Source organism: Streptomyces sp. NPDC004752, from assembly GCF_053601275.1.
The window spans coordinates 1-21365 of the sequence record NZ_JBSGBN010000157.1 but is presented as its reverse complement, the minus strand read 5'-3'; the positions used below and the strand labels follow the sequence as shown (position 1 = coordinate 21365).

At 69.2% G+C, this 21365-nt stretch carries 14 protein-coding genes and 1 pseudogene; 4 read left to right on the top strand and 11 right to left on the bottom strand.

Features of this window, described 5'->3' with window-relative positions:
• Positions 1 to 188 precede the first annotated feature (188 nt).
• Both ACWEKM_RS40185 and ACWEKM_RS40180 read left to right on the top strand, forming a co-directional pair.
• Positions 189 to 587: an effector-associated constant component EACC1 gene (locus ACWEKM_RS40185; protein WP_451626246.1), complete on the top strand. Its 399-nt coding sequence runs from the start codon at positions 189 to 191 to the stop codon at positions 585 to 587.
• Positions 584 to 1732: a caspase family protein gene (locus ACWEKM_RS40180; RefSeq protein WP_451626243.1), complete on the top strand. Its 1149-nt coding sequence runs from the start codon at positions 584 to 586 to the stop codon at positions 1730 to 1732. The genes ACWEKM_RS40185 and ACWEKM_RS40180 overlap by 4 nt, the downstream gene beginning before the upstream one ends.
• Here ACWEKM_RS40180 and ACWEKM_RS40175 read toward each other — a convergent pair.
• From ACWEKM_RS40175 to ACWEKM_RS40155, 5 genes are all read right to left on the bottom strand, one after another.
• Positions 1726 to 1953 carry a hypothetical protein gene (locus ACWEKM_RS40175; RefSeq protein WP_451626242.1) on the bottom strand — a complete coding sequence of 76 codons (228 nt, stop codon included), beginning with the start codon at positions 1951 to 1953 and terminating at the stop codon, positions 1726 to 1728. The two genes, ACWEKM_RS40180 and ACWEKM_RS40175, sit on opposite strands and share 7 nt — an antisense overlap.
• 137 nt (positions 1954 to 2090) lie before the next feature.
• Entirely contained in the window at positions 2091 to 3059 is a 969-nt protein-coding gene (locus tag ACWEKM_RS40170; protein WP_451626245.1) for a TniB family NTP-binding protein, read from the bottom strand.
• A gap of 77 nt (positions 3060 to 3136) precedes the next feature.
• Entirely contained in the window at positions 3137 to 5254 is a 2118-nt protein-coding gene (locus tag ACWEKM_RS40165) for a Mu transposase C-terminal domain-containing protein (protein WP_451626241.1), read from the bottom strand.
• On the bottom strand, positions 5251 to 5958 hold the full coding sequence (locus tag ACWEKM_RS40160) for a TnsA-like heteromeric transposase endonuclease subunit (RefSeq protein WP_451626240.1): 708 nt from the start codon (positions 5956 to 5958) through the stop codon (positions 5251 to 5253). The genes ACWEKM_RS40165 and ACWEKM_RS40160 overlap by 4 nt, the downstream gene beginning before the upstream one ends.
• 210 nt (positions 5959 to 6168) lie before the next feature.
• Entirely contained in the window at positions 6169 to 7560 is a 1392-nt protein-coding gene (locus tag ACWEKM_RS40155) for a DNA-binding protein (protein WP_451626239.1), read from the bottom strand.
• Positions 7561 to 7747: 187 nt separating this feature from the next.
• Here ACWEKM_RS40155 and ACWEKM_RS40150 point away from each other — a divergent pair, with 187 nt between their 5' ends.
• Together ACWEKM_RS40150 and ACWEKM_RS40145 are read left to right on the top strand one after the other, a co-directional pair.
• The gene (locus ACWEKM_RS40150; RefSeq protein WP_451626238.1) at positions 7748 to 8356 is read left to right on the top strand and encodes a hypothetical protein; all 609 of its coding nucleotides are present in this window, start codon (positions 7748 to 7750) and stop codon (positions 8354 to 8356) included.
• Positions 8353 to 9774, top strand: coding sequence for a hypothetical protein (locus ACWEKM_RS40145; protein ID WP_451626237.1), 1422 nt, complete (start codon positions 8353 to 8355; stop codon positions 9772 to 9774). The genes ACWEKM_RS40150 and ACWEKM_RS40145 overlap by 4 nt, the downstream gene beginning before the upstream one ends.
• Positions 9775 to 10254: 480 nt before the next feature.
• Here the strand turns inward: ACWEKM_RS40145 and ACWEKM_RS40140 are convergent, their stop codons facing one another.
• From ACWEKM_RS40140 to ACWEKM_RS40115, 6 genes and pseudogenes are all read right to left on the bottom strand, one after another.
• On the bottom strand, positions 10255 to 12120 hold the full coding sequence (locus ACWEKM_RS40140; RefSeq protein ID WP_451626236.1) for an ATP-dependent nuclease: 1866 nt from the start codon (positions 12118 to 12120) through the stop codon (positions 10255 to 10257).
• Positions 12121 to 12383: 263 nt separating this feature from the next.
• On the bottom strand, positions 12384 to 14942 hold the full coding sequence (locus ACWEKM_RS40135; RefSeq protein WP_451626244.1) for a helicase associated domain-containing protein: 2559 nt from the start codon (positions 14940 to 14942) through the stop codon (positions 12384 to 12386).
• A 198-nt stretch (positions 14943 to 15140) separates the two neighbouring features.
• Positions 15141 to 15551 (bottom strand): annotated as a pseudogene (locus ACWEKM_RS40130) (TniQ family protein); the annotation flags it as partial.
• A 110-nt stretch (positions 15552 to 15661) separates the two neighbouring features.
• Positions 15662 to 16219 (bottom strand): telomere-protecting terminal protein Tpg, encoded by a 558-nt coding sequence (tpg, locus tag ACWEKM_RS40125; RefSeq protein ID WP_451626235.1) that lies wholly within the window; start codon positions 16217 to 16219, stop codon positions 15662 to 15664.
• A 5-nt stretch (positions 16220 to 16224) separates the two neighbouring features.
• Complete coding sequence (tap, locus tag ACWEKM_RS40120; RefSeq protein ID WP_451626234.1) at positions 16225 to 18333, bottom strand: telomere-associated protein Tap; 2109 nt, start codon at positions 18331 to 18333, stop codon at positions 16225 to 16227.
• 60 nt (positions 18334 to 18393) lie between these two features.
• Positions 18394 to 20793 (bottom strand): Helicase associated domain protein, encoded by a 2400-nt coding sequence (locus ACWEKM_RS40115; RefSeq protein ID WP_451626233.1) that lies wholly within the window; start codon positions 20791 to 20793, stop codon positions 18394 to 18396.
• Between the last annotated feature and the right edge of the window lie 572 nt (positions 20794 to 21365).

The following is a 21365-nucleotide window of genomic DNA, read 5'->3' as shown; positions in this document are numbered from 1 at the left end:
GAGGCCCTGTTCGTATGCGCCCAGCGCCCCGCGACCACCCGATCGGGACTCCCGTTCGACGCGCATCTCTCAAGATCGGAAAGACAACAGCTTCTTAAAGGCTCGCTGGGTGTTTGTGCTGGTCAGGGGTGTTTTATCTGGTCCGGGGTGTGGTGTTGTGCGGTAGCGGGTTTTCTGGTCGGTTGTGCATGGTCGATGGGCGCGCGTACGGATCAGGGGAGGTCGGGGTGCGGTTAGAGCTGCAGGTCGGGCTTGGTGCGGGGGAGTTGCGTTCGCTGCAGGGCTGGTTGCGTGCGGATCCTGTGGTGCGTCGGTCTGTGGTGGTGGGGGTGCGGGGTGGTGTGCCGGGGCCGGGGGAGATGGGCTCGGTCGTCGATGTGCTTGAGCTGGTGACGGGCAATGGGTGGAGCGCGGCGTCGTTCGTGCTGGCGGTCGCGGCGTGGCGGCAGAGCCGGCCGCAGCGGCCGCGGGTGGAGATCCGCCGGGGGGAGACGGTCATCGTGCTCGCGGAGGGTTCGGAGGAGGAGATCGCGCGGGCGGTTCGGGCGCTGGAGACCTACGGCGGTGGTGAGGACGGCGATCGGTGAGTGTGCTGCCCGATCCCGGGGCCTCGAGGGCTGTGCTGGTGGGCACGGGCCGGTATGAGCATCTGGAGCAGTTGCCGGCTGTCTCGAACAACGTGCGGGCCTTGGCTGATCTGCTGTGCGGGCCGCTGTCGCTGCAGCTGCCTGAGCGGCGTGTGACGGTGGTGGAGAATCCAGCAGCTGCGCACGCGGTGGTGGGTGCGGTGCGGCAGGCGGCCGCGGAGGCCACCGACACGCTGATCGTCTACTTTTCCGGGCACGGGCTGGTCGATGGGCAGGATCAGCTGTGTCTGGCTTTGCCGCACACCGAGTTCGGCCGTATCGAGACGGGGCTTCCGTATGACTGGGTGCGTCAGGTTCTTCTTCTGGACTCGTGTGCCGAGCGGCATGTGGTGATCCTGGACTGCTGTTACAGCGGTCTGGCGCTGGGCAGGATGAGCGGCGGGACGGGGCTTGCTGACCAGGCGGCGGTGGAGGGCAGTTTCCTGCTGGCGGCCGCGGCGGAGACCCGTACGGCTCTGGCGCCGGTGGGACAGACCTATACGGCTTTCACCGGGGCGCTGCTGGAGGCCTTGAGGCAGGGTGTACCCGGTGGTCCCGCGCTGCTCGACCTGGGCTTCCTGTACCGGCATCTGCGTCTGACGCTGGAAGCCCGGGGCCATCCCGTTCCGCAGGCCAGGGACCGCAACAGCGGTGCCCAGGTCGCACTCGCCCGCAATCACGCCGGTCTGCCGGCCGGGCCGGCTGCGGCCGGTTTGGGCGTGGGGGAGCGTGCGTGGCCGGATCCGTCTGCGGTCCGTAGCGTCGCGGGGTTCTTCACCGCCCTCGCGCAGGTGCGGGTGGTCAGCGGACTGACCCATCAGGCGGTCAGCGAGCGTTCGGCGGGGCGCATAGCGGCGGGCACCGTCGGCCGGCTGCTCAACCGCAGCACTCTTCCCACGACGTGGGGCACCACGGGCGCCTATCTGTCGGCCTGCGGTGTCCCCGGGGACCAGATCACGCAGTGGCAGGCCCTCTGGCAGCAGCTGCGCGCGCAGGATGTGTCAGCCGAGGCGGTGAGCCCGCCGGTTGCCCGTGCCGGTGAGCCCGGGCCGGTGCGGGCGTGGCACCGGCCGTGGTCGGTTTTTCGACGGCAGAGGGGTCACTGACCGGGGAGGGCGGAGGCCGAAGCGCTGCTCGACTGAGGTTGAGGTGTTTTGTCCGAGTGGTCGGAGCCGCCTCCGAACAGGGTGTTCCATGCGGCGATCACCACAACGACGCCCGCCAGGATCAGGCCCATGGACGGTGTCTTCCACCGGCTGGAGACGGTCGTCGGCTTCACGTAGTGCCCGGCCCGGTAATACCCCTTCCGGGGCTTGGACTTGGCCACAGCTACACACCCCCCGCGCCGTGCGCCTGCATGTCAGGCAGAGTCTCGCAGCGATCGGGCTGTGTCGTTTCCTGAACGGCTCAGTACGGCTGATTTCGCACTGTTGCGGGATTGGTGCGACATCTGGATCGGCCGGGTCAGCGCCTTGGCGTGGGGCGGTGGTGTTGCTCGGCGAGGTGGTCGAGGCGGATGGCGTCGAGGGCGGTTTTGGTGATGCGTTCGGTGCCGTCGCAGATGGCGGTGATGGCTGCCTGGCGTATGAGCCGGGTGAGGCTTCCTATGCGGCCAGCGGTGCGCTGGTGGAGGTAGGGGGCGTGGCGGGGGAGGGTGCCGGGTGTGTGGCGGGTGAGGTCGAGGGCGTTTTCGATGTCGGTGATGACGTCGCGGAAGGGTTGGTGTGGGCCGTGGCGGGCGGGGAGGGGGCCGCAGTCGATGAGGGTGGCGCGTCCGGCGAGTTGGGCGCCGCGGGTTCCGCTGAAGAGGGGGGTGTCGGTGACGTTGATGCCGGCGTAGACGAACGTGGCGGGCAGGAGTTCGGTGAGGTCTTTGAGGAGGTCGGCGGCCTGGGCGCCGGTGGTGGTGCGGGGGTTGAGGCGGTGGATTTCGTCGATGAGGACGAGTTGGACACCGGCCTGGGTGTAGGTGTGGCAGACGGCGTCGGTGATCTGGGTCTGGGTCATGCGGGTGGTGGTGGGGATGCCGAGGTAGCGGGCGAATTCGGTGATGAGGGTTTTCGCGGTGGCGCCGGGCGGGACGAGGACGTACGCCACGGGTACCGCGGCGTGTGCTGATCCGGGCGGGGTGGGGTTTTTGCGGGTGTGGGCGAGGTGGCAGGCGCGGCCGACGTGGAGGAGGGCGGTCGTTTTGCCGGCTGCGGCGGGTCCGGTGACGATCAGCGAGGGCCGTGCGGTGGCCTGTTGGCGGCGGCCGAGGATCATCAGGGTGCGGACTTGGGTGGCGAGGGTGTGGATGGCGGGGGTGCGGATGGTGACGAACGCGGAGTGGTAGGCGAGGCGTTCTTCGGTGCTGCGGGGTGGGGCGCCGGGCTGGGGCGGGGCGGGTGGGTCGGTGGTGGCGAAACGGTGCCAGCCCTGCCAGGTGGTCAGGGGCCAGGACGGCTCGGCCGTGCCGTCGCCTCTGTCGGCGGTGGCGTGGGCCGGTGCGGTGCTCTGGGGGCGGGGGGTTACCACTTGTCGGCTTCCTCGTATGCGTTGAAGAGCCCGTATCCCGTGTACGGGGCGGGGAGGCCGGTTGCGGCGTCTTCGGTGTCGGGGCGGTCGTCGAGGTCGTCGATGCTGTCGTCCTCGTCCCGCTCGCTCGGGTCGTCGGTGCTCGGTGCGCTGTCGTGTTGCGGGTGGCGGGCCGTGGGGAGGGTGACGGGGGCGGTGCGTGCCATGAGGGCCTGTTCGGTCTTGGTGGCGTGGCCGCTGTGGACGCGGCGCATGAGCTGGTCGAGAGCCTCGGCGAGGTCGGCTTCGTGCTGCTCGCTGTCGCCGTGATTGCCGTGCAGGGCGAGGGTCCTGATGTGGCGCCAGGTGCGGTCGTCGAACGGCCGGTGGACGTGGTCGCGGTGGATCCAGCCGATCTCGGTGAGGTGGCCGTCGGGCAGGCGGACCCAGATCTGGCGGACGTCGTGGGGGTTGTAGTGGATCTCCCATTTCCCGCCGCGTGCCGAGTGGGGGGAGGGCTGGCCGCGGTAGGGGGCCAGCAGGTCCGCGTCGTAGGTGCGGTGGTGGATGCGGATGCCGGAGGCGGTGATGGCCTGCCAGCGCACGGGCAGCAGTTCGAGGTAGTCGCGGCCGGTCAGCGGGACGGGCACGTGTCCGGCGACGGCGACGAGGGCGGCCCACATCTGGTTCGGGGTGAGGGCCTTGCGGGGCATCAGCGGGTGGCGCAGGCCTTCGTGGGGGCGGTGGTGGTAGTGCACCAGCCATTCGTCGAGGAGGTCCTGGAGCTGGGGGACGCTGTAGCAGGCGTCTTGTTCGGTGTCGGGGCCGCGGCGGGTGACGTCGGATCCGGTGTAGCCGGGCAGGTGCTGGCAGAACAGGTGGTTGATGGTGCCGAAGGCGCGCTCCACGATGCCTTTGGCGGTGGGAGCGTGGGGCGGGGCGGGCTGGACGCTGATACCGAGGGTTTCGCAGGCGGCGGTGAAGGCCCGGGAGACGAAGACGCGGCCGCGGTCGACGACGATCGTCTCGGGCAGGACGACCGGCCGGGCCGCCGCGCCTGCCAGGCGTTCGTCCAGCGTGGCCAGCCGCTGGTGGGGCAGGGCGGGGGAGTGGTCCATGCGCAGGATGTTGGGCCAGGTGGGGCGGGCGGGGTGCGGGACGGCCATCTCCGCCAGGAGCAGGGCGGCGTCGACGGCTTTGGTTGCGCTCGGGCACAGGACGGCGGCGAGGATGGCGCGGGTGGCGACGTCGATGGCGATGGTGAGTTCGGGCCGGGCGAGGCGGCCGTCGTCGAAGAGGGCGAGGACGTCCAGGCGGGTGGTGTCGACCTGGACCTGCTCGCCGGGCCGCAGCGCCGTGGTGGGGGTGAAGGCGCGCCCGTCGAAGCTGGCGGGGATGGCCCGGACAGGCCCGGTGGGCAGTTCGCCGGGGCGGGCGAGGACGGTGACGAGCCGGTACAGCGTGGCCTGGGACGGCGCGGGCACCGTGCCGGGCCCGTGCCGGTCTTCAAGGATCTGGTTGACCAGGGGGAACAGGCCGTTGATGGTGCCTTTGGAGCGGCCGCGCCGGCGGCGCAGCGCCTCGCGGACGGCGGCGATGACCCGTTCGTCGGCCCGCCCGGTCGGGCTCGCGGCGCGGGTGCTGCGGTGGTCGAGGAGTCCCCACAAACCTTGTTTGCGGTAGGCAAGTCGCATGCGCTGCACGGTGGTGCGTGAGACGCGGCCGAAGCCGAGCGCGGTCAGCTCCTCGGCTTTGGCCTGCTCCCGCTCGGCCAGCGTGTGCTGGGCGGGGTCGTACTGCGGCCGTACGGTTCCTTCGCTGCCGGGCCCGCCGGGAAGGCCGCATTCGACTTCCCTCACGTGCCGCTGCCAGGCCAGTGCCTTCTCGCGCGCCGTGGCGGGAGCGGTCTCGAACAGCCCCCACTGCGGGGCCGCCTGGGGCAGGTCGGCCCCGATGACGGTGAAGCCGGGGTCGGCGAACAGATACCCGGCGAGCACCACCTGGCCGCCGCCGTCCGGGCCGACGAGGTGGACGTCCTGCCCCGACAGGGCGACCACCTGCCATGTCAGTCCACGGAAGCGGACCTGTGCCCCGACTTTCACCGCCGGCCGGGCATTGCGCCGCGCGCTCACCCGGCGCCACCCGTCGTGGCCGGCCCGCTCCCGCTGTGGGGGCCGACCAGGACGCGTTCGTGCAGCGGCGTCTCCAGGTCGGTCGTCAGCTGTCCGTGCCACAGGGCGTGGAAGACGGCGGGGAGGGTCGCGATCGGGTCGCCGACGGCTTCGGCACCTTCGATCAGCGGCCGCGGCTGGGTGAACTCCTTGAGGACTGCCGCCATCAGGCCGGACCGGCCGGCGTTGCGGGGATGGCGGTAGCCGGCCAGCCATTTCAGGTTGGCGGCCAGGACGTCGCCGAGCGGCGGGAGGTGCCGGTAGGTCCAGCCGATGTGCGCGCACGCCTCGGTTACGGCCCGTGCCGCGTCCAGGGCGCGCTCGCCGCCGGCGTCGGGGTGGCTGGGACAGTCGGCGAGCAGGGCGGTGCCGTCCGTGTAGCGGGCGAAGAGCTGCGGGACCCAGGAGCGGACCTGGCCGCGGGGGGTGCGCCACAGCAGCCGTACCGGCCGCCCCGCAAGCCCGCTCACGCGGGGGTCGCGGTCCAGGGCCGTCAGCTGGATGCGCATCGCGTTCGACCCGGCCGCCACATGCCGTCCGGTCGTGGCCGACCACCACAGCCCAGGCCCCCACCGCCGCCCTGGGATCACCGGGAACGCGGATACCGGCGGCAGGTCCTCGAAGGCCACCGCCAGGGCGGCGTCCACCCACCGCTGCTGGACCATCTGCCCGAGAGGGTCGAGGAAGACCGCCTCGAACCCGCTCCCACACGGTAGGGTCCTCCCTGGCCGGTCCCCGGGCCGGGATCTTCCTGTGCTGATCACCCGCGCCAGCCAACTCCTTCCCGGCCGCGCGTGCCTGCGTTTTCAGTATTTCTGCCACAGACGAGTGCTGTTATCGGCCAACAGCCAACGCGGCCGCCACGAACGCGATTCTCAACCGCCGTCTTCCTGGCCGGCCGCCAGCACGGTCATCAAGGTCTCGGGAGACATCTCCGCCCACTGAGCGATCTCTTCCAGGGGTATTCCGGCGTTCGCCGCGGCCAGGGCGGTCCGCTTCCAGGCATTGTCGATCAGGGCGGCGCTGTGGCGGAGCGTGCGCAGGAGCTGGCGGGCGACGTCGGCGGCAGGCCCGGTCTGCACCCCGCGCAGCTGCAGCAGCTGTTCCTCGGCGCTCTGCAGGGCACTGGTGATCAGCGCCCGCTGCTCAGGCGGCACCACAGCTCGCCACATCCTGCCCGAGCCGGGCGCCTTCTTCTCCTTGCCCAGTACCCGCAGCTGCGCGGCCATGGTGGCGGGCTGGTGCTCCTGGCGCAGCCACCACGGGTCGTTGTCGTATCCGGGCGGCCCGCCGGCCCCGCGGCGCAGACGGATGACAGCACCCATCCAGGAGGTCAGCGGGCCGCCGTAGTCGGTCGCCGCTAGCGGCCCCAGCCATGTCCGCCCAGCCCGCTCGCCGAGCCGGCGGCAGAACATCCCGTCGGCGGGCAGCGCCCGCGGCCGCCCTGCACCGCTGTCCTTCCACACCAGTTCGGCCATGGCCGGGTCCAGCAGTGCGTCGGCGACGGCCACCACTTCGGGGAAGGCGACCGCGTCGCGTCCCACGATCCGCCACCGCTCCAGTTCCGTCCCGGCGTTGCCGCCCGCGACCTGGTGCAGCCGCCGCGGCCAGATGGTCTCGTGTTCCCAGTGCAGGGCCTGCTCCCACCACCGGGCCACCACCGCATAAGCCAGCGCGAAAACTCTCTCCGGCTCTGCTCCGGCCCGTGCTGCCCGCCGCGCCACCTTGGCCCACCGCCGCTGCGCCGCGACCACCTCCGGCACGCCGCGCAGATCGAGGTGCTCCAGGGGCTGGTCGGCGTCCGCGTCCAGGAGCCACCGCCCGTGGCGGACACACACCCGCTCCCATCGCGGCGCGTATCGCACCACCCGCACGGTCGTCCCCGTGCGCCGGGCCGCGCACAGGCGGCAGCCGAAGGCGACCGGCCCGGCGACCGCGCCGCCGGTCCGCCACGCCGCCGGTACCCCGTTCTTTCCGGCCGACAGCTTGGAGTCCTCCTGTGCCCAGGACGGCAACGCCCGCGCCAGTACGTCTTTCTCGACGCCGCACAGGCCTGCCAGGAGTTGCCGTCCGGCTGCGTTCAGCAGCACCTCGGCGTCGGCCCGTGCGCCCCCGCCGTCGTGCCCCGGCGGGTAGTTGCGCCACTGCCAGCACGACCGCAGCGCCTTCGCTTCCATCCCGTAGCGGCTGGCGATGCGGCAGATCAGTGACGAGGTCGTCTCTCCCTGCAGGGGAGCTGTTCGCAGGAGGCCGGGATGATGGGTCACTCCATCACGGTCTCGTGTTCGCCGATCCGGGTGGGCGTTTTCGCAGGAGCCGACTGGTCCCCGGCCTGTCGTCTGCTTACTTCCCCAGACCGTGGGTCTCCGTTTCCTGGAGCCGGCAGGCGTCGGTGTGGCGGGGATTAACCCGTTCGAGCGCATCGTGATGATCCGATCGCACTAAGCTACGCCTGTGGTGGTTGGCGAAGATGCTCAGGTGAAGGGCTTCTCGGGGGCCCGCAGAGCCAAGCAGTGGCTCGAGGGCACGATGCGTATCTTCGGCGCGTACGCGAACACGGACTCGGAGTCCTGCGGCCGTCGGCTGACACTGTCCTGGCCGCACGGAGGCCGGACATTCTCCTTCGATCTGGGGGGCGCCATGCGTGGTGACCCCTACCAGAACGACATGTTCTGCGCGGAGGTCAAGAACTACGCGCAACCCAGCGATCAGGGAACCCAGTTCGACGAGTTCCTCGCCAAGTGCTACGTAGCCGCCCAGGCCCAACACCACCTCAGCGATCACTTCATGTGGATCACCTGGGCACCGTTCCGGGCGAACTCCTGGTCCACCCTCAACTCCCCTGACCAGGTGGAGACCGCGGTCCTTCAGCACAGCAGCCGCGTTTTCGGCACCAGCGACACCGAGGAAGCCCGAAAACTCCTGGACGCTGAACTCGTCCGGTCGGTCGCCGCCCGCCTGTGGCTGATCGTGCTCTCGGACAAGCAGGAAACCCTCCTGCCGCTCAAGGACTGGGCAGCCATCGTCGCCGCCGAACTCACCCGCAGAGAGGGCTCGTGGTGAACATCGTCGAACAGTCGATCTCCCAGGCTATGGACGAGCCCGACGACCGGATGATGTTCACCCGGGTCAAAGACATCGTCGCCCGGCACCTGCGCCGCATGGACCCCGGTGCCACCGTCACCAAGACCGAGTTCTTCAACCACACCCATGTCCCCGACATGGTCCTCGAATGGCCCGGCCGACCTCGCACGCCGCGCCGGTTTATCTATCTGCGCACCACATCGGACCAGCGCGAGCTCGAGGACGACCTGCAGCGCCTTCCCCGTGCCGACCGGCCGGTGCTCCTGGCGCTCGGCCAACTGCCCACCGCCCGGCAACAAGGAGACCTTCCCCCGCTGCCCGGCAGCAGCACCGCGCTGCTCCTCGACGCTTCCGCGCTCGGCGCACTCCAGCCGGCCGACGACTCTCCCGGCATTCCCCGTCTGGTGTCCCGATCCGTTCTCGAAGGCGGCCGCGGCACCCTCGACAAAGCGGCGACCGAGGAGTTCCTGAACACGGTCGTTCAGGGAGCCGAGGCCGCTCGCGCGGGAGAACGCGTTCCAACCCGCGACGCCGTCAACGCCCTCACCGCACGGATGACCACCGACGTCGCCGACCGGATGTCAACCTTCCTCGCCGCGCTCTGGCAAGGCGGCGGGTCCACACTTGCCAGCTTCCCCGCACCCCAGCGAGGCGTCGGCCATCTCGACGAGACGGCCCTTATGTACCTGCTGGAATCCGAGGACATCGCCGACACCGCGTTCTGGAACCGGGTCGTCCGCATGATCAGCCTTCCTATCCTGCTGCGCACCCCGGCCGCCGGCACCGGCAACCTTCAGCACCTGATGCGTGAGGCGATCCAGCTCTGGACCAGCCGCGTCTGCATGATCGTGCCCGGCGCAGCAGACGCGGACATCAGCCCGTGGCGCTGGGCGGTGAAGGCGGGCCAGCTGATCCTGCAGACCCCGCGTTTCCATGTGCTCGTTGCCCAGTCCCGGCGCCAGCTCCCGCAGGGACAGGAGCACGACCTGCCCCGCCTCGACGAGGTGAGGAACAGGGCCGACCGCTTCGGTATCCCGTTGACCTCTCTTCGCATGGTCGTCACGGACCGCCACGTCGGATACGGCGGCCCTGGCGACGACATCTCCCACGACGCCCAACTCGACGGCATCAGCGACGCGCTGGGACAGGCCGAGGGAGTCATCGAGGCCGATGCCCGCATCCCCTCCGGCGAGACTCTCCAGTGCCTGTTCGGCACCGGAATCGCCAGCGCACGCGGCGCACGTACCCAGGTACCGCTGGACGCCCTCCTCGGCACAACGACGCGCCTGCTCTCCGATCTCTCAGATGATGAAGCCGAGAAGATCACCCAGCTCCTCGGCGCCCAAGGTCCACCCCCCGACCAGCCGTGGAGTCAGCCCAGCTTCGACGACATATAGGACTTACGCGAGGCCTCCGACAGCGCTGTGGGCGCTGACAGAACCCGGTGAGGGCAGGCAACGCACCGAACCCGCGCTCGCTTCGGCTGCGTCGCGTCTGTCGGCACCACCGACGACGAACGCCCGCCCGGTATCACTGTCCGCTGTCGGCCGAGTACGCCTGGAGCCTGTTCGATGTCTAGCTAACAGGGCAACGGTGCTCAGAGCCCAAACGAATCTCGCTCTGCCGATTGTCAGTGCTGCGTGGGACTCTTTGAGTACGTCACTGGCACAACGAGCGGAGAGTGCTGAGGTGCATGCCATGGCTGTCCGTGTTCGCCATTCAGGCCCCCCTGCGCCGTCTGGATGCCGGTGGTGCGGTGAGGAGAAGAGCCGGCATGGTCGGCGCTGGGTGTCGTCTGCGGGTGTGCACTCATGGGAGGAGCCCACCCGAGAGCAGCGTCTGAGCCGGATGCGAGCCCGCCGTGCACTGCGCCTGACTCAGCTTTCCTCGGGCCAGTAGGCCAGTCCGGCTTCACGGGCTACCTTGATTGCGTCCTCGAACGACTTCACCAGCGCGGGCGGGACGTCGGAGGGGGTGCGCAGCCGGCGAGTCAATTCGACGACCATGCTCTCCTTCTTACGCGGAGCCTGCTCGGAGTGCTGGTACAGCAGAGTGTGAAGCGACTTGCTGAACTTGCCGGTGCTGCGCAGGTCTGCGACATCCGCGGGTGTCCACTGCTGCTCGTCCTTGCGGGGCCATTCGGCGTTCATGGTGTCGGCCCACTGAGCGTCGCTGAAGACGTCCTCCAGCTCGTTCGGGTCTCCGAGGAAGAGGCAGTCCTTCTCGGCAAAACCGTACTTCTCCAGACGATTGAGGCTGAACTCCTTTTCCTTGTCGCGGATCGAGTCGCCATCGACCAGGAACAAGACGGTGCGCTTGTGCTTCTTGAGGAATTTGGCGAAGTTGAGGGCGCCGTCGTTGCCACCGCAGTCCCACAGTGCGATGCCTGCGGACTGGATCGGGTAGCCGAACGCCAGCTTGAACAGCGCCGGCAGTGCCGCGTACTCGGTGGGGCCCTCGACACCGACGAAACACCGTTCGTGCAGGAGGACACTGTTGCGGAAGCCCAGGGAAACCGCCATGTTCGACAGAAAGCGCCGGGTGTCCTCGTCGCTGTCCTCTGCGCCGAGCGACTGTACGTAGGCTCGGCCGTCCCTGCTGTTGAGATGCACGATGTCCTGGATGTCGACGCCGTCGATCAGGTTCAGGGAATGGGTGGCAACGATCACGGTGGACTGCGCGGCGGACGCCGACACCTTGATCATGTCCATGATACGACGCTGGTGCTCGTAGTCGAGGTGCGTGTCGGGCTCGTCATAGGCGATGATCACACCCCCTGTGACGCCGTCCTCCGCTGCTTCCGAGAGGAGTTGCTGGCTGGCCTCCCACAGCGCCAGCGAAATACGGCGGGACCGGCCGGCCCCGGCCGCAGCCAGTGACACGGCCCTTTGGCCTGGTGCCGCAGCGGTCATCGAGACGCCACTGACCGTCGGCCGGAACTGCACGGTCGGCTCCAGCGAGAAAGAGTCGAGGGCGCATCGTTCCTCGACCAATTTCTGCAGGCGGGCGGCGTCGTCCTTGAGCAGGCCGGAGAAATCGGTCTCCAGATCGGTGATCTTCTGCCGGGTCTCCTCGCGCAGGGTGTACTCGCGCAACTTCGCCGTCAGGATGCTGCGGACCACGGTGTCGGGAGTCTCCGCGGTATCGCCCCGGAAATAGAGGAGCTGAGGCAGGGCGCTGACGACGTGCTCGGGCGCCTGCGCCCAACCGGCAACCGTTGGGGCTGAGGCCACATGCTCCTCGAGAACCTCGGTCCAGCTCGCTTTGACGTTCGGCTGGCCCTCACGCAACTTGACGCCTACATCGGAGGCGAGGCTGCGGAGCTCGGGCACCTTCAGGGAGGAGATGTTCCGTAGCGCGGGGTTCTGCGGCACCTGCGCCAGCCACTCGAGTGAGACGCCTTCGCCTTCCACGTGCCGACGGCGCACCTGGATGGAAGAGGTGAGACCCAGGGCCTTCTTCTCGGCGTCGGACAGGTCGAACCGGCCTTCCACCGTCACCGCGATCGGCTCCGCGGAGTCATCGTCCGATGGCAGGGCAGCGCGCGCGGGTTCACTCTCGGCAAACTGAGAGATGTCACTGTCCGCGAGAGGGCGCTCGCCGAGCAGGAAGGCGATGGCGTCCAGGGTCGCTGTCTTCCCGCAGTCGTTGTGGCCCGTCAGGATGGTCTGCTTGTGGATCGGGATGCCCTGGACGTCGCCCAGCGAGCGGAAATTGGTGACGCTGAGTTCGACGAGTCGCACAATGCTCCCTTGCTGTACGGCACGGACACGCGGGTGACCAGCAGCCGTCAACGCGCCGTTGAAACACACCACTTCGGGACGAGGTGGGAAAACTCTAGCGTCTGATGAGGCATGGGAGAGCTGGGATCCCACGTTGTTGCAGAGGGCGCGTCAGCGTAGAAGAGCGACCGAAGATCCTATCCCGGACGATGGGAGCGTCCCTGACCGCGATGGGGATTGATGGTCACTCCGGGTTACTCACCGGCTTGTTGGACACCGCGATCTCATCCGGTGATGCCGGTGTGGGTGAGGAGGTGTTGTTGGTGGGGGTGGAGGGTGCTCCATTGGCTGCGTTGGGCGTTGGCCCACCGTTGGAGTGTGTCGGGGAGGGGTTCGTTCCTGCTGATCGTGGTGCGGTATTGCTGCCAGGTGCGGTGCCAGGTGTAGGGCCAGGGTGGGTTCCACCACGGGTCCAGAGCGGTGAGCGCCTCAATGGTGGTGGTGGAGAGGACGCCGGCGCGGGCTTTGCGGCGTTGCTGGCACAGCCATCTGCCGAGGGGGAAGCCGTCTTGTCGGGTGTGTTTGTCCGGGGTGAGGTGGCCGTGTTGGGCGGTGTAGGCGCGTGCGTGGTCGAGTCCGGGGCTGGTGGGGTAGGTGCGTGTGGCCGGGGCGGGTCGTTCGCCTACGACGGCGTGGGGTGTGATGCCGAGGGCGGTCAGGAGGTCCTGCTGGCCGGGGTGGAGGTGCTTCCAGGACTCTTGCTGGACGCGGATCCAGCGGCGAAGGCCTCGGGGGAGGTTCGTGGCCGGTGCGCCGTCGGTGCCCGTGGCTGCTGTGCGGAGGCGGTGGTAGGCCTGCTGCCATTGCAGGGGCCAGGGCGGATTCCACCACGGATCGATCGTGGTCAGGGCTTCGGCCCGGGTGGGGGAGAGGCGGTCCTGACGGGCGCGTCGTCGTTGCCAGGCCAGCCATTCCCCCAGCGGGAACCCGTCGAGGACGGTGCTGGCGGGCGCAGCGATATGGCCGTACTCGGCCGCGTAGGCGCGGGCTTGTGCGAGCGCGGTGTCGAGAAGACCGGGATCGGTGCGGGGAGCCGGTGGCTGGGCGGCTCGGGCTGTTTCGGCGGTGATGCCGATCTTGGTCAGGAGGCGATGCTGTTCGGGGTGGAGCGTGCCGTAGCCGGTGCACTGACGCCTCAGCCAGCCGGCCAGCTCCTTCTCAAGGTCCTCAATGCCGGTACCGCCGTCGACTGCGGACGCGGACTGCTCGCGTACGCGGCTCCAATTGCGTTGCCACTCCAAGGACCAGGCCGGGTTCCACCAGGGGTCGAGCGCTGCGAGGAGCGTGCTGACCGGCCATGTCCCGCCTGTACTGCGATGGTGCTCCCGCGCCTGGCGGCGCTGTTCGCTCAGCCACCGGCCCAACGGAAACCCCTCATAACAAGCATTCAGGGACAGGACGAGGTGGCCGTGTGCGGCGGCGTACGTGCGCGCGTGGGCCAGCCCGGGGCCCGTACCGCAGAGCTGGGCGATGATCTCGTGGGGGCACGCGGCGGCGGTCTCGGCGGTGATGCCGATCTCCGCCAGCAGATGCTGCTGCAGCGGATGCAACTGCTGGTAGCCGGTGCACTGTACGGACAGCCACGTGGCCCAGCCGTCACTGCCGTCCGGCCAGCCACTTTCTGCAGCCCCGTGGCGCCGGTCTCGGGCATGAGCGCGGATCCGGTGCCAGGTGCGCTGCCACACCAAGGGCCACGGCGGGTTCCACCACACGTCGATCGCGTCGAGCACCTGAAGGTGCGCTGGTTCGTCCTGGCGGCGAGTGAGGCAACGCTGGGCAGCGAGCCACTTCCCGAGCAAAAACCCCTGGTACGAGATGTTCTTGGTGGCCAGGGCCAGGCATCCGTGTTCGGCGACGAAGGCGCGAGCGCAGGCAACAGCCGTATCGATGCCCGCCGTCCGGCTCGTTCGGCGCGGGCGTCCGCTACCGGCGGCCTGGGCGGTGAGGCCGATGTCGGCCAGCAGACGGCGCTGTTCGGGGTGGAGTGAGCTGTAGTCGGTGCACTGCAGGTACAGCCACTCCCCGGTCAGCACGTGGGTGTCGGGGAAGCCGTCGGCGGCGTTGAGGGGGCCGTGGCGCCTGACGTGGTCGCGGGCGCGGTAGTAGGAGCGCTGCCACTTCACCGACCAGGGGATGTTCCACCACGGATCCACCTCCTTCAGAGCGGCGGCCTTTTCTTCGGGCAGGGCCAGGGCGTGGGCCTGCTGGTTGTGCACCCATTTCCCCAGAGCGAAGGAACCGACTCGGGTGTCGCGTTGGGTGGCGAGGTGGCCGTGCTGGGCGGCGTAGGTGCGCGCGTGGGCCAGGCCGGCGGCGAAGGCGCCCTCGGCGTGCGCGCTGTGACCCCGCAGCCGTTTCTGAGCCGGCAGGCCCTCTGTGCCCGCGGTCTGCCGATGATGGTAGCCCGCGAGAACGTCGGCGAGAGGCCGGGGCCGGAGCGCCAGGGGGACCTGCCACAGCCGCTGTTCGTCGTCTCCACTGCCGCCCTTGGTACGGATGCACTGGTACGTCCAGGCAAACAGCGCTCCGTGGGTGCAGGAGGACAGACGCTCGGTGAGCCACGATCGCCGCAAGCGATAGCCCAGCTCGCTGGGCACGCAGGGCACATCAGCCAACCGGTAGGGGAGGTGACCACCACCGTCAGCAGCGACACGGAGCCGCCAGGCCCGGCTGGCCAGAAGCGTGGCGAGGGCGACGGTCTCGGGGTAGGTGACCAGATCCCGCGCCAGGATCCGCCACCGCTGAGGGTCCTCGCCCGCGGGCATGGCCGCATCCAGCCGCATGGGCCACCGACGTTCCTCAGGCCACTTCTCGGCCCACCACCAGGCTGTGACCGCCTCAGCAACCTCGAACGCCGAACCAGCGACGGGGTAGCGGCGCAGCAGCCTGCGGTGATCCTCCTGCGCCTGGACCACCTCCGGGCATCCGGCCAACCCCACGACACGGCCGCCGCTGCCAGGCACGCCCATCAGCCAGCATTGGTGGCGTGGGCAGACTCGCTGGTGCGCCGCCAGGTACACCCGGGCTGGTGCAACGCGACCGGTCCGCGCAGCCACACATCCCGGGCACGCCGGACCCCAGGCGGCAACCGTCTCCACCCCGTTGTGGAGCCGCGCCGCCGGCCGCTCCTTCGAGGGGCCCAGCGGCTCCTCCCGCATCCATGCCGGCAACGCACGGCGTAAGCCCACCTGCGGCACACCACACAGTGCCGCGACCCGGTCCCGGGCCGCGGCGTTCAAGAACACCTCGCTGTCGCCCTGGAGAGCCCCGGCGACGGCCTGCTGGCCAGCCACTTCGGTAACCGACGACAGCAGACTCCGCACCGTCAGGCCGTACCTGTCCGCGATCCGCCCCAGGAACGACAGCGTCATCTCACCCTGCAGCGGGGCCACCCGAAAGGCACCCGAGGCCAGCAACAGCTTCCCCACCCGTTCCGTCGCGTGTGACAACTATCGTGCTTCGGCCCAACAAGCAGGTTCCGGGCCTGCGAGCCGGCGCCGGGTCAGTAGTCGAGGTCGAGGTAGTCGATGTCGTTGAGGGTGACGTCGGAGAGCCCCATGGCGCGGTTTCCGCCGTCCTGGAAGTACACGTCCTTGAAGCCTTCGGCGACGATCTGGCGCATTTGCTGGTCGCTGGCTCCGGCGTCACGGGCGTCGAAGAGGCGCTGCGCGTAGGCCGGGGGGAGGTGGACGGTGAGGCGGCGGAAGCGTCCGTCGTCGGTGGTGCCGATCGGTGCGGTGTAACCGAACCTGGCCCTCGTCTCCACCGTGATGCCCGTGGTGGTGGCGGCCTGCTTCTGCCGGCGCCTGCGAACCTGTGGCTGCCAGCGCGCCCGTACAGCGGCGTCGATCCGGTCCGCGATCACCTTGGGCGGGTGCTTGCGTTCGCCTCTGCGGTAGCGCTCCACTGACCGCTGGCTGACCCCGATCTCCTGGGCAACGGCTTTGGTCGTCTTGAGCTGCTTCATCAGGAAGTTGATGCGTGCCTGGAGCGCCTTGGGCGGCTGGCGGGTGAAGGCTTCCCGGTCGGCGCGTTCGATGGCGTCGTCGATCTCTCCCACAGCGCCTACTCGCCTTCGTCCAGGACAGCGTCGCCGCCCTTGATGTGCCGGGCGGGGTTGTATCCCTGCTCCATCAGATCGACGGCCCACAGCATCGACTGGACGCCCTCGAGCTTGGCCAGGCCAGGGGTGGGTCCGAGGCGGAAGCCGCCGGGCTGGGGCTTGCCGGACGCGGCGTAGGGCAGGAAGTCGAGCGGGCTGTCACCCGGTGAGGGGTAGACGACGCAGTCGGACAGCACGGCGAGCGGGTACAGGCCCGTCATCGTGGCCATGTTGCGCATCTTGCGGTGCATGTTGACCCGGGCCTTGGAGATGACGGCGGCGCGGATGTCGGGGCGCCAGGTGGGGCGTTGGAGGGCCGGCCACCGCTCGCCCTCCTTGTATTTCTTGCCCTGGGGGCGCTCGCGGAGCTTGCCGATGCCGCCCTTGACGGTGGCCTTGATGGCGGCGAGGACGGCCGCCAGGGCCGGGTCGGTGTCCTTATACCGTTCCATCGCCGCGAGGAACTCGGTGTCGGACAGGTCCTTGGTGACGCCGAGGTCGGCGAGGGTGTCGACGTAGGCGGTCTTGAGCCGGTCGTGCCACGGGTCCAGGTACGCGCCGGTTTCCCGCCGCAGGTACCCCTCGAGGGGAGTCACGTTGCAGCCGAGCTCCTGGGCGTAGGCGACGGTGTGTGTCTGGTACCAGGCCGGTCCCGTCGGGCGCTCGCCGTCCGGAGTGAACGGCGAGGGCAGACGCGGGTCCATCTCGACGTGGGACAGGTCGACCAGCCAGCTTCCGGGGATCTTCGGGTTGAACTTCGGGCCCACGAAGTGGTCGGGGGCGGACAGTCCGACGACCAGGCGGGCCGCGGCGGCGAGGAACGCGGTGTTGAGGTCTAGGCCGACCGCGTACGGCAGCGTGCACTCCTCATCGGTCAGCAGGTCCACGGGCCGCACCCACTGGTACGCCTCTTCGTTGAGGAACCCGCCCTGCCAGCCGGAGTTCACGACGACCGGGTGCTCGGGGGTGGCCTCCGGCGGCGCCGGGTCCATCGGCTCGGTGCCCAGCGAACCGGGGTTGTGGCCGGGCACCCAGTTCCCGGTCGCTTCGTCGCGCACTGCGCGGGTGGGCGGGCGCAGCGCGGTCATCAGCTCCAGCCCGGAGACGGCGGTGGAGCCGCGCGGGGTGATGACCCGCTGGGCGTACACACCGAGGACGCGGGCGACGTCCGCCGGCTCCATCTCCGTGACCCCGGGCCAGGACCGCTCATCGAGGGCGTCCCAGGACAGAATCGCGAGCTGCACGCACTGCCGGTCGCGGCCTTGTGCCTTGCGGTAGATCCTTGCCCACGGGCCGAACCCGCGCTGGGTGAGCTGCCACTTGGCCTTCACCACCTGCTTGACCACCGGGTGGTCCTCCGGCAGGCGCAGGGAACGGCGCTGCTCGTGGCCTTCCAGGCGCTCCGGCAGCCCGAGCTTCACGGCAGCCGCGGCGGTGAGCACGATCAGCGGGTCGCTGTCCTTGCCGTTCTTGTGCAGGCGCGGCGCACCGAGGCCGGACTCGCGCAGCGTCCACTCCACAAGTTCCACCACCGTGGTCGCGGGGCAGTCGAGCACGATGCCGCCTGTACCGTACGCGCAGCCGTCGCCGTCCAGAACCGCGAGCGGGCCGTGCGGGAAGCGCGGATCGGCTGCGGGCTGCACCGCCTTCTTCGTGGCCGGACGCCACGATGTCGCAGCGGGGCTCATGGGTGCACGCGCCGGCGCCGCAGCCGGAACGGCGGGAGCCTGCGGGGCATCTGCCGTCTCCACCTTGGACGCGGCCGGTTCGGTAGACGCCGCGGGCGCCGTTGCGGCAACCGAGGCTGGTGGAGCTGCGCCGGGGGCGGGGTACTTCGCCGCCCATCCGTTCAGCAGCCGCTGGTAGGCGTCCAGGCGCGGCGATTTCGGCTCGCTGCGGCCGTTCTCCCAGTTCTTCACTGACTGGGTCGTGGTCTTCAACGCGGTGGCCAGGCGGGCCTGGGTGATGCCGGCGGCCTCACGCAGCCGGGCACGCTCCGCCGGAGGCGGCAGGTGCGGCTCCTCGTTCAACAGAGCGTCGACGGACGCGAACAGCTCTTCCTCAGATGCCATGACCCTGCACCCTCACTCCAGGCAAGATTGCCAGACTTAACCACAAACTTATCCCGTTCCTTAGCCTTGCAGGGCCCATTCAAGCCCTAGCGCGGCGAGTGCGGCGAGCCTGTCGGTGGGAAGCTTCGCGCGGCGGGTCTTCTGGTTCATGATCCACACGCCGAGCTTGACTTCGGTGCCGTCTTCCAGCCGCTCCACGTGCCCCCGTGGAACGGTCACGGAGCCCTCGCGGGTCTTGTACTGCGCGAGGGCTGCGACGCCCTTCCCGAAGGCCCCCATGGGCGTCGTGGGCGGCTTCTCGGGCTCCCTCGGTTCCGGGGCGAGCGGTGTGATGCCGAGCTGCTCCAGGCGCTCGTGCTGCCCGTCGTGAAGGGCCTGCCAGACCTTCGGCTTGCGCTGCTTGGCCAGCCATTTGCCGATGTCCATGCCGTGGACCGTGAACCCGGGCAGGACCTCGGTCTCACCGTCCCGGCCTTCTTCGTCGCGTACGAGTTCGCGTAGTGCGGCGTAGTGGCGTTGCCAGTCCGCCGGCCAGTCCGGGTTCCAGTCCGGGTCTACGGCCTCCAGCGCGGCCTTCCACTCAGGGTGGCCGTCCAGCGCACCGGGCCGCCGCAAATTCGCGAGCCACATCCCCAACGGCCTGTCCAGCATCGCTGCGGACCTGGGAGCGCAGAGGGTCCAGTGCTGGTCGTAGTAGGCCTTGGCGGCTTCGAGGTTCTCCTGGAAGCGTTCGTCGGCCAGGGACCAGACCATGCCGAGCTGTTCGAGTCGCCGCGCGCGCTGGCCGTTCATCTGTCCGGCTGCGTAGGCGCGTCGTTGTTCTGCCACCCATTGTCCAAGTGGTGTGGCGTCCTCGCGGTGCCCGTAGGGCACGCGGGCGTTCCCGACCCGTTCGACGTATATCTTCAGCTTCGCCCAGCCGCGGGCCCAGTCCTGGCGTTCGGTGTCGATCACGTTGAAGCTGACCCAGTCCGCGACCATCACAGGATCCCTGGGGGCGGCGAAACGGAGCAGCAGCCGTGATTCTTCCTCGCCTTCCGCAGGCGCAGAGCCGATGTTGACGGACGGCTGGGCGACGTCCTTCTGGGGCTCCTGCGGAATCGCGAGCAGTTCCACGGCCTCTTCATCATGAGCCCGCAGCCCTTCCAGGACTTTCACCAGGGGCCGGTAGGAGCCGGAGGTGAACATGTCCTCGGGCTGTTCTCCGGGCTGGAGGAAGACCGGCACGATCAGGGAGGCGAGTTTGCCCTGTCCGGGCTTCTGGCGCAGCGCGCGGCCGATGGCCTGGACGATGTCGTGCGGCGCGCCCTTGGGGTCCAGCAGCGCCACACTGTCCACCGCGCGGATGTCGACGCCTTCACCCAGCACCCGGCAGTTGGAGAGCACCGCGCGCTGCGCTGTGGATCCGAACGAGCCGAGGACCTCCCGCCGGCGCTCGGGGACATGCTCCCCGCACAGCCAGTCCGCCCAGATCTTCGCCGGGTACGTCTCGGGCTGATCCGCGTGCAGCTTCGCTGCGACGCGCTGAAGGCCTTCCGCGTAGGCCTGGGCCTCGATGGTGCGGTGATGGAAGGTGATGCACGTCTGCAGTCCGTGCTGCGCCATCGTGTGCAGCAGCGCCGCCTGCAAGGCTCCGAGCCGCTGCCCGCGCACCTCCTCACTGCGCCGCTCCTCGCCCATCAGACGCTCGGGCGTGACGACCGGGTCCTTCAGCTCCAGCACGATGATCTGGTACCGCGCCAACAGCCCCCGCGCCACGGCCGACGCCAGAGACAGCTTGTAGAGGACGGGACCGAAGACCTTCTCGTCGTCCATGGAGGCCGCCATCTCCCTCGGCAGCGGGTCGCGTACCCCCTCGGCAACCTCCCGGCTGAGCCGCTCCTCCCAGATCCGCGGCGTCGCTGTCAGGTACAGCCGGCGGTGCGCGGGGATGACGGTCTGGTCGTGGATGTCCGCCCACGCCTTGCCCATCGACCCACTCGTCCGGTGCGCCTCGTCGACCACGGCCAGGTCCACCGGGGCCAGTTGCTGCCCGTAGGCGCCCTCGAAGGACTCCGCGAGCACGCCCAGCGACGCGTACGTCGCGTAGATGGTCACAGGCCCGGAGCCGTGCCACAGCGCCAGCTGGATCGGGTTCGTGGTGGAGCGCACCCCCAGATGCCACAGCTCCGGATCGTCCTGCAACGAGCACACCGCAACCGCCGGCCCCCGATGCCCCACCTCACGCCACGCCCTCACCGTCTGCGCCAACAGATCCAGCGTCGGCACCAACACCAACACGCGCCCCCTGGGCACCAGCCGCCTCGCCGACGCCGCAGCAATGATCGTCTTCCCCGTGCCGCACGCGGCATGCACCTGCCCACGCAGACCATCGAAGGGAACACCGCCCGCCGGGACATCGAGACCGCGCACAACAGCGGCAACCGCCTCGATCTGGTGGTCACGCAGTTTCACGGCCATGTCCCGTGGTCTCCTTATCGCGGAATGCAGCGCGCAATCTTGAAAAAGTGTCTCGGAGTGGCGGCGAGGGTATCCGGGTGGTGCTGTCTGACCCCAAATTCTACACAGTGCATCACTGTGATGCATCATCGCGTGTAAGGTGAACCACCCAGGGTGACACACGGTCAGTCTGCTTCCTTCAATGACTGATTGCCGTGTTGCTGATCGGGCGTGTTGCTTCGGCTTGACCGTAGCGTCCTGCGGGTGGGGGAGAGGGGTTGGACGGAGCGCAGCGGAGTCCATCTCTACGGTGAGGCCGGCACCCACCACACCTGACGATCCATCAACTTCCATACCAGGATAGGGCACAGGATCCCAGAGCCTACACAGTGCCGCACATGATGCACCCGCCCCTTGCCGCTAGCCTTCAGAGTCCCGCTTGCGGGACTCCGTCAATCCGCGCTTGCGCGGATTGACACTCTTTCAGAATTCCGCTTGCGGAATTCAATTCCCCCGCTTGCGGGGGAATTGGGCGGAGCGTCAGCGAAGCCGTTCACTACCACGCGGCTTGCCGCGTGGTATCCCGCTCCGCG

What these genes read in the sequence shown, in the direction of transcription:
- tap (WP_451626234.1), bottom strand. Translation starts at nt 18,333, where the DNA reads ATGGCATCTGAGGAAGAGCTGTTCGCGTCCGTCGACGCTCTGTTGAAC.
- ACWEKM_RS40185 (WP_451626246.1), top strand. Translation starts at nt 189, where the DNA reads ATGGTCGATGGGCGCGCGTACGGATCAGGGGAGGTCGGGGTGCGGTTA.
- ACWEKM_RS40160 (WP_451626240.1), bottom strand. Translation starts at nt 5,958, where the DNA reads ATGGTCCAGCAGCGGTGGGTGGACGCCGCCCTGGCGGTGGCCTTCGAG.
- ACWEKM_RS40135 (WP_451626244.1), bottom strand. Translation starts at nt 14,942, where the DNA reads ATGCGGCTGGATGCGGCCATGCCCGCGGGCGAGGACCCTCAGCGGTGG.
- ACWEKM_RS40115 (WP_451626233.1), bottom strand. Translation starts at nt 20,793, where the DNA reads ATGGCCGTGAAACTGCGTGACCACCAGATCGAGGCGGTTGCCGCTGTT.